Origin of the sequence: Psychromonas aquimarina ATCC BAA-1526 (genome assembly GCF_000428725.1) — a bacterium.
GTDB classification, from domain to species: domain Bacteria; phylum Pseudomonadota; class Gammaproteobacteria; order Enterobacterales; family Psychromonadaceae; genus Psychromonas; species Psychromonas aquimarina.
On record NZ_AUAM01000098.1, the window covers coordinates 1 to 3,766 of the forward strand.

Annotated in this window: 3 protein-coding genes and 1 pseudogene; 3 read left to right on the plus strand and 1 reads right to left on the minus strand. The window is 38.5% G+C overall.

The annotated features are described in order from the left end of the window. Positions 1-337 precede the first annotated feature (337 nt). The 3 genes and pseudogenes from tnpA to G337_RS0118740 form a co-directional block, all read left to right on the plus strand. Positions 338-511, plus strand: a pseudogene (gene tnpA, locus G337_RS28365) (IS200/IS605 family transposase); the annotation flags it as partial. A 253-nt stretch (positions 512-764) separates the two neighbouring features. Next, positions 765-1,586: a hypothetical protein gene (locus G337_RS0118735; RefSeq protein WP_028865232.1), complete on the plus strand. Its 822-nt coding sequence runs from the start codon at positions 765-767 to the stop codon at positions 1,584-1,586. 153 nt (positions 1,587-1,739) lie between these two features. Further along, positions 1,740-2,528 carry a DsbA family protein gene (locus tag G337_RS0118740; protein WP_028865233.1) on the plus strand — a complete coding sequence of 263 codons (789 nt, stop codon included), beginning with the start codon at positions 1,740-1,742 and terminating at the stop codon, positions 2,526-2,528. Positions 2,529-3,166: 638 nt separating this feature from the next. Here the strand turns inward: G337_RS0118740 and G337_RS0118745 are convergent. After that, complete coding sequence (locus tag G337_RS0118745; RefSeq protein WP_028865234.1) at positions 3,167-3,391, minus strand: hypothetical protein; 225 nt, start codon at positions 3,389-3,391, stop codon at positions 3,167-3,169. Between the last annotated feature and the right edge of the window lie 375 nt (positions 3,392-3,766).

Below are 3,766 nucleotides of genomic sequence, written 5' to 3' on the forward strand. Positions count from 1 at the left end.
AGTTGAGATATTAATATTCAGTTTGCGACAGAACCGGCTACAGAATACTGAACATCTGACCAACAGGAAAGTGGAAAGAGCCTTTTGCATTAAAATAGTAAGTCGTGGGATTTTTCCACGGCATGTGATTGGTGCGATTTTTTGAATTGATTATATTAACAGCAAGTCGTGGGATTTTCCCATGGCATATGACTGGTGCGATTTTTAAATTGATTATATTAACAGCGGGTCGTGGGATTTTCCCACAACATGTGACTAGTGCGATTTTTTAAATTGATTATATTAACAGTAAGTCATGGGATTTTCCCATGGCATATGACTGGTACAATTTTTTTAAATTGATCATCATTTTGTTTTTGTTACTAAATATAGGTACCAAGTTTTACAAGGTGATATTGGACTGAAGGTAAGAGAGTTGATCAGGCAGACGTGTAATGCTTTTGAAATTGAGATTTTAAAAGGAGTTTTTAGCAAAGATCATGTTCACCTTTTGGTCTCAGCTCTGCCGAACTGACTTTAGTCCATAAATCCTAACCCACCTACTTTAGTAGGTGGTTGTTGAGTTACAACACAAAATAAATTTACAATAATTGCAAGAGGAAAATAAAAAGTGGGAAAAAGTTTTAAATTATGGTTGGCATTAACGGCAGTCTGGCTGCTGAGCTTCAGCGGAGTGTACATTCGGTGAAGCGAAAAACTATGACTGCGAAGTCTCTTTCAACGAAGGGAGTGGTGTACCTGATGGGGTTTCAGGAGTTTTGCATATGCAAGACACTGTATGTGACCCCGCCAGCGGGCAGGGTATTTCTGTACCCGATGATGCTTGTTGGTTTGACACAAAGTTCAAACACAACGCGGGCATGAAATCAGACCATTATGAATATTTTATGGGAGCATGCTCGCTGGAGGAGGGGGCCATGGATACGAATGTGAATTACACGTCATCTCCAGAAGGCTTAACGCCCGGTCACACAGCCGTTACTTTAACTATAGCAGAAGATTGTTCTGATAATTACGGAAATTGGACAAAAGGGACAGAGGTCGGTTTTTCTGAGGACGACTGGGCGACTGGAACAGAATTTGCCACTATGGATTGGAGAAAGTCTGGCAAAGCAAAGGTTTATGACATCAGTGGGCTACCAGACTTCATAGTCCCTCCTCCGGCTTCAGGGGAATGGAAAGAATGTTGGAGGCTTGAAAATGTCGGCCCGGTCGCCGGGGAAGATATTTACTTGTGCCAGCTTGACGGCAATAAACAAGATGCTTCTGACGCGGCAAATTTTTGTGAGCTGAGCGATGATACCGATGCTAGTTGGAATGTGAAATCAACCACTAGTTTGGCAGGTGCTAGTTACGTCTCAGAATTGGCGCTTAACTATATAAAAAATGGTGATGACAAAGAAGGGAACGAGTATTGGGTCGAGGATGACCCCGCCCTTTGCGCTGATGATGATAATCGTGAGCCATTGATTGAGGTAAAACATTGTACAAAGGACGGTTGTACCCCTGAGGAAAGATGCGCGAAAAAAAATGATAAACATAAAGTTATGTGTCAAATTACCGATTTTCCGGGAAATATAGACTAGCCACAAACAAAAATAGGGCGTTCAAATTTTGTGTCAGGGTGATTTATTAAATATCCAGCATGCTATTTAAACGCCCTTCAAAATAAATCGCTAACTGAGATAAACAGAGGTTCTAATTATGAATTCATCTCACAAGTTAAGAAGGATATAATAATGAAAAAGTTAATGTTATGCACTTTGGTTGCTGCTTCTATTGCTAGTACGACTGTAAATGCGGATATTTTGGGCCCTTCCGAGGAAGAAATCGGCAGAATTGCTGCCGACTATCTCATAAAAAATCCAGAGGTTTTGGTTGAAGTTAGTGAAGCCTTAAAGGCTAAAGAGATGGACAAAATTAACTCCTCTATGATTGAGGGGGCATTGAAATATAAGAATAAGTTACTCGATAATAATACTCCTTATGTTGGTAATGCTGAAGGCAAAGTTGCTATCATTCAATTCTTTGATTATCAATGTGGTTTCTGTCAAAAACTTTCGCCGGTGATGTCTGAGCTGCAAGCTTCAAATCCAGATGTGAAGCTTGTAATGAAGGAAACACCTATCTTTGCACAACGTTCAGAGGTTTCGGGGTATGCAGCGCAAATGGGTTTAAAAATATTTGCTCAAGGTGGAAGTGAAGCGTATGGCAAGTACCATAATGCTATATTTGAGAAAGCCTTAAGCGGATCTGCATTAACGAATAAGGGGGTAGACAGGCAAGTAGAGGTTTCGGGGCTTGAACTTTCCTCTCTGCCAAAAGAAGACAGCAAAGCTGTTATGGAAAACTTGAAGCTTTTTTCTGAACTTGGTTTCCAAGGTACTCCAGCTGTTGTCGTAATGCCAATTGAAAACCCTACCGTTGAAAATACATCGGTTATTAGAGGGGCAGATATTGAAGGTATTAAAGCCGCGTTAGTGAAAGCACAAACTGCCAGTGAGCCAGCGAGTGCTATTTACAATTAATTTTGATTAGTTGGTTTTCTGAGTTTGTCGTACGCTTTGTTAAGTTTTGAGCGTGCGGCATCTACATCGAACATCCAGTTTATCGTTCTTTTTTAACGTACTCTGCTTAAGTTTCACTGTGATGAATCCCCTCGAAGGCTGCAAATACGGTTTAATTACACAAGGGGCCATTATATTTTTTCTTGTGGTCATATTAGTAACTCCAGTTGAGGTTATTATTTCTTAACTGGGTTGTACAAATCCATTATCAACAACAGAAGAGTTATAGTTACGGTCTAATCAATAGCTTTCTCATTTAAAAAAACAAAAAGGGCTTTGATAAGCCTTACCTGAACTTTAACTGTCACAGAAATTTAGATTTTGCTTGTGGCACTTTTGCTTGTTCCATAATAATCACCCCGTTTGAAATATATATCCAGCATACATTAGCCCTTATATTTTCAAAATATGAGAATATAAAAGCACATGTAACGAAAATGTATTATTACAAATAATGAGTAGAAGTAAGTTTTCTGTGAATGTTAAAAAACTTTATCTCGATTATTCAGATCTACAGTGTTTATTGTTGATCTGAATAATGAGAAAACAACGAAGCATGAGGCGTAGAGGGTTAATTAGAAAGGCTATTTATGCATGGCTTAATGACGTTGGCTAATAAACTTTTCATAGTCAGAGTGCTTACTAAACGCGAAAGCGCTGTTATTCACCATTACAAGTCGATCACCACCGCCTAGCTCACAAGTCTTATAGCCATAAGCTTCTGTTTTGCGTAATCGAGCTACACCATTATCAATTTTTTGGATGGCTTTATTAACTTTTTTCATTAAGTTTGCTGTGCATTTCTTCGGTAGTTTAATTTCCATATTACACCTCGACTTGTGAGTTTTATGAATTAATTAACTACCAACTTATCATTTAAATTCTATTTCCAAAGTGCATGAGACTGATAAAAAAGGCCACCATTAGGTAAAGTGGTTACATGATTTGTTTCTGATACTTGTCACCTAATATCAAATAGCCTACATACTGAAATTTATCTCTACTTCTGGGGGGGGCTTTCTGGGTAAAATATTTTTCATACTAAACACATATATTTGAGATTAAAGTGAATGATTAATTTTGACTTAGCAGTAAAAGCAATGGATAGAAATGGATCCCATTGACTGGACACACAACCTAGTTTCTTAAGTGATCAACCCAAGTTATGTGGCGAACCTTTGTCTTGCAAAATAAACCTG

Coding starts and splice junctions, on each gene's coding strand:
- G337_RS0118735 (WP_028865232.1), top strand. CDS start 765: ATGCAAGACACTGTATGTGACCCCGCCAGCGGGCAGGGTATTTCTGTA.
- G337_RS0118740 (WP_028865233.1), top strand. CDS start 1,740: ATGAAAAAGTTAATGTTATGCACTTTGGTTGCTGCTTCTATTGCTAGT.
- G337_RS0118745 (WP_028865234.1), bottom strand. CDS start 3,391: ATGGAAATTAAACTACCGAAGAAATGCACAGCAAACTTAATGAAAAAA.